Source organism: Nitrospira sp., from assembly GCA_037045225.1.
GTDB lineage: Bacteria > Nitrospirota > Nitrospiria > Nitrospirales > Nitrospiraceae > Nitrospira_A.
On sequence record JBAOHZ010000002.1, the window covers coordinates 1 to 4,644 of the forward strand.

4 protein-coding genes are annotated in these 4,644 nt (G+C 64.8%); all 4 read right to left on the minus strand.

The genetic code is table 11. The annotated features are described in order from the left end of the window. Positions 1-1,344, minus strand: a 1,344-nt coding sequence (locus tag V9G17_00065) for an N-acetylmuramoyl-L-alanine amidase (GenBank protein ID MEI2750966.1), incomplete at its 3' end; no start/stop codon positions are given. Between the two features lie 94 nt (positions 1,345-1,438). Further along, a complete protein-coding gene (locus V9G17_00070; protein ID MEI2750967.1) occupies positions 1,439-2,851 on the minus strand; it encodes a hypothetical protein in 1,413 nt (470 codons plus the stop codon). Positions 2,852-2,987: 136 nt separating this feature from the next. Next, on the minus strand, positions 2,988-3,824 hold the full coding sequence (locus V9G17_00075) for a hypothetical protein (protein ID MEI2750968.1): 837 nt from the start codon (positions 3,822-3,824) through the stop codon (positions 2,988-2,990). 148 nt (positions 3,825-3,972) lie between these two features. Beyond that, positions 3,973-4,644 (minus strand): hypothetical protein (locus V9G17_00080; protein MEI2750969.1); only part of this gene is annotated, 672 nt, incomplete at its 5' end.

The window sequence follows — 4,644 nt, forward strand, 5'->3', positions numbered from 1 at the left end:
CCACGGCCCAGGCTTCGAACCGGCGGTGCCACCAAGCCGCTCAAGTGAGGAGCGCATCGAGGATTGGATGCGATCTCGTGAGTGCCGGGTATAGCCGGACCCCGCGAGCCAGAAGACCAGCACCTCGTCGGCGGACGCGGCCCCGGCCGATCCAGATGGGGCTCCGGGCCGCCACCAGGTGACCGGCGAGTCGACCGTCGTGGCCGTGGGTACGTCGTCGCCCACGCCTGCGCCGGCGAGCGACACGAACTCGGCCGGTGATGGGCGAGCGATCAAGTCGGATGCGAGGGGTGCCGTCAGAGTCGAAGCATCCGAAGCTGCGAAGTCGCTGCCGGTCGCGGCGAGGGGTGTCGGCTCCTCCGAACGCGATTTGGACCACAGCCCATAGCCCAATGCCCCCGCGGCGGTCGCGGCCGCGGCGCTTGCACCGAGAGCGATGGGCCAGTTCGTCCCTCCATCGTCGTCGGCGGCGACTGGGATCTTGGCTTCGGCCTGCTCCTCGGTGTCGGGCTTCGCCGTCGTCGACTGGGCGGATGGCTCCGTGTCGGCGGAAGCCGCCGTTGAGTCAGCGGTCGCCGCTGTGGTCGTGGCCGCGTCGTTGGTCGGCGGGGTGGTGGTGGAGACCGTCGCCGGCGACGAGGTCGTTGCGGGCGCCTTTGTGGGGAGTTGGTCCGAAACCATCTGTTGGAACCGGGTGGTCACCAACTCGTGGCACGCCGTTCCAGGGCAGGTGGTTTCCGACATTTGTCGGTGGGTCGAGATGGTCTGGGTTGTGATCTCGCTTCCCTCGGGCCACTTGTTGGATCCGCGGGACGTGAATGTGGTGGTCGCGCCAGGGGTCATGTTCAAGCCGTGCTTGTCGGCGAGCCAGGTGAGAAGGGCGATCATCGACATCACCGCTTCCTGGGGTGGTTGCTCAGCCTCGAAGTCGCCCAGAAAGCAACAGAGCTGGCTGAATCCCTGGTTGCCGCCGGTCGCGTCTCCTCGAAGTGGGCTATCGACGCTGCCCGTCCGTGACTCCCAGATCCGTCCGAACTTGTCGACGAAGAAGTTGTAGGCGATGTCCGGCCAGTCCTTCTCGGCTCCGGTGTGATAGTCGTAGATCTTTCGGAGCATGCCGACAACATCGTCGGGCTGATAGTTCGAGTCCGGATCAGCGGTGTGGTGGACGAGCAGGAATTTGACGTCCTCCGCCTCGATTGGCTTTCTGACCGGGAGGTCGGGTGCCCAGTCGGTCCGGCGACGGATCTCCGGCATGTCGACCCGACCGAAACGCCGGGCGGGAGTGACCAGCCCGGATGATGACGCGACCGCGTCGGGGATGCCCAGCATCGACGGCGCCATCGCCAGTGGTGCCGCCGCCGCGGCGCCGAGAAATTTTCGGCGTCCGACGGTTGAAGGTTCTGAGTGGTCGCAGTCGCGTATGCCGCACATGTCGTTACTGAAGCGCTCGGGGGTAGCACTGGCCGGTGAGCCCGTCGGGAGCGGATTCGCACCAAGTCGAAGCCTCGGCCTTGGTGGCGAACGGCCCTCCGTAGATCACCCAGTAGGGGTCGCGGAGAGAACCAAACTTTCGGGAGTCGAGCAACTTCAGCTCCAGGCCGGTGCTGTCAAAAGCGTCGAAACGACGATTGACCAGACCAGGGTCGGTGACGGGAATTGACTCAAGAATACCGATCCAACCGCGTTCGTCGGTCGATGCCTCGGGCCTGCTTGGGGTGCCGGACGGGGCGCCGGGGCAGCCGATCACCGGGCCATAGGTCGTGGACGGCCAGTTCGCCGACTCGGAGGAATCATTGCAATCGGATGCCGAACCCAACATGTCGGACTCGGCGGTGAACGCCTCCGAGGCGACCGAGCCGTCCGACTCCTCGAGTTCGCATCTCCAGACGAGGAAGAAGTCCTGGGTCTGCCCACCCGAGACCTTGGATTCGACCGTGCTCCGCACTGCCGGGTAACCGCCGTCGATCCCATCTGTCGATGTGGCGATGTCGGCCTCGGTGATCGTCACACTGGTCTTGGTTTGCCGTCCGGCAGGGAACTCCGTCGTGGCCAGTTGCACCGGCACTTCGGAGAACAACGGTCCAAGTTCGGTTCCCAGTGTGATCCGATAGTCCTCGTCGATGGCGAGGCTGTGCTCGCACGAGTTGTCGGCAACGAGTTCGAGCAGGATGCCGTCGGCGACGGCTGCCACACCATCGATGGCGAACTGGATATCGTCACCGGTGCAGGTGGCCTCGACGAGTTCAGGCTGTGGCGTCGTGGTTGCGGAGTCGCTTGGCGCAGACTCCGGATCGTCGTCGGTTGCGTCAAGTGTCGGTTCGGCGCGGTCGGAGGTCGAGTCACCTCCGATCGACATCCCCAGCACATCGTCGGCGTTGGTGTCGCCGACGTAGGAACCGGCGGCGCCGCTGCCAACGAGCGCCAGCAGCACTGGAATCGCCACGACCATCAGACGACCGGAGCCGGCAGCGCCCGCGACTCGGCGGCCGACGCTCGCAGTGGATCCCAGAAGCACGACGGCGGCATAGAGGAGCACCGCGAGCGGGGTGACGATCAACAACGCCAGCATGCCCGCCGGCAGCGGGGGAGCGGCGCCCATGACGGCGGCGATGCCGATGGCGAGCAGAAATGGTACGGCGACGAACATCAGGGCGACGAAACCGAAGTCGATGGCCCAAACGGTCAGTCGGCCCGCTGGGCTTTCAGCCGGTGCCGTGGGGAGCGTGGGCACATCCGACTGGGCGAATGCCGGCGGAGCGGCGGTCGTCGGCACATGACTTGGGCCGCCGGCGCCATCATCGTCAGGCCTCCACGCCGATCCACCCAGCGGTTGGCCCGGCGGGCTCACGACTTCACCATCTCCGAGCAGGGCTTCTCATCCGCATCAGTATCGTCCTCTGCGGCCACATCCCACAACATCGGGTCGGATGTGCCAGAGGTCGAAAGCGCGGAGTTCACAGCACTATCAGAACTTCTCCGGACTATCAGAGCTTCTCCGGGTACACTCGTCTGTAGTCGCCGCGCTCATCTTTCACGAAGGGCACATCATTGAGTACGACTCCGAAGCATGTGAAGTGGCCCACAAGCCCTTCGTTTCGACACCACTCGGCGGCCTGCCGTGCGCTCGTAAAGTTGTTGTCCAGCGCGACGCCGATGCTTCCGTCTTTCAATGAGGCAAAGGTGCCGTCCCGAACGCCGAAGATCCCGTCGCCGTACCGGGCCTGTAGTTCGGAAACCTTTGCCTGGATCTCGGCGTCGGCAGGACCCGAACGCAACTCGCTCCACACCATGGCGACGTACTTCCCCTCCAGGGCTGTCCGAGGTGGAAACACCGAGTCGGACGTAGGTGAAACCGACGAGGAAGTTGGCGCCGACCCGGTGGTGGTGGGAACAGCGCCATCACCGGGCGGAGCGGGAGAGGGGCTGACGTCGGTCGTCACGGGGTTGCGGTCGCCGAGCGTCACCTCGGGCTCCGAATCGTCAAAACCCCCGTCGGAGTCATCGGAATCGTTTGACGACGATGCGTCGTCATCGCTCCTCGACGGTTCCGTTGAATTCGAACCGCGAGTGGACTGGTCGGTCCTCCGCTCTGAGGTGGCAACCTCGTCGGCGTCGTCGCCGGTGAGCAGCACGATGATGGTGGCCCCTCCGGCCACACCAAGGATCAGACTCAACGCCAACAGCACAAAGGGCCAGCGCTGCCGAGGCCTCGGAGTGGGCGCCTGTTGCGACGATGTTGGGTCGGTCGGGGGATAGCCGACCGAAGGGACGGTGGCGTTGTCGCCGGTTCCATATCCCCAGGACGGTGGCGGTGAGGTCATGATGAGCCTTCTGGGTCGATCGCCGCTCAGATGCTTCGAAGTCCGCCGACTGGATCGCAGTTCAAGCTAGTCGTTGTTCGTCGGGCCGTGCGGTTGGCGCGCCTCGACCCTGATCCGGTCCTCCTGACGGCGACCGGTCGGTACCTGTTCAATCGCAGATGACGACCTGCGGAATCGCGACAAAGGCGTCCTGCGTGGCCGCAGAAAAGTACATCCCAAACTCCTCCCCGGATGCGGAGCGGGCAGTTGCCGAATCGTTCGGATCGAAGATGCCGTCCGGCCCGAAGGAATACCCCCTGTCAACGAACGCTCGTTCCGCTGTTGGGTTGTCCCAACTGGAGTTGAAGCTCAGACCGTCGGGCAACTCCACATCGGAATCCACCTGGATGAGGCTGACCCGGTCGTCGACGAACTCGACGTGACCGGCCAGGGAGTCGGGAAGGTCGTCGCCGCCGAGTTTGTAGTTGTATTCGCCCGGCGCGGACCCTTCATCGCCGATGATGTCGCTGCAGTTCGTTTGGGAATCACCGAGCCAGCCGGTGGCCAGGGCCTTCTGTCGTGGCATGCCGAGTTCGATGGGGCCGAGGCTTCGCTCGGTCATGCGAGGTGTGCTGTCGCCGGCTCGCTCCGAGGGGATGTCAGCCTCGTTCCCGCCGATGGTCTCGGCTCGATCCTGGTCATGACCTAGCGTCCGACTCAGCCCGATGCCGAGACCAACTCCCAGGAACACGGCGCCGATACCAGCAGCGATCCACATCGGCCACTTCCACAGCCTCGTCACCCGCCGAGCGTCTTTGTGTTGCGCATGCCGTGACGTCAG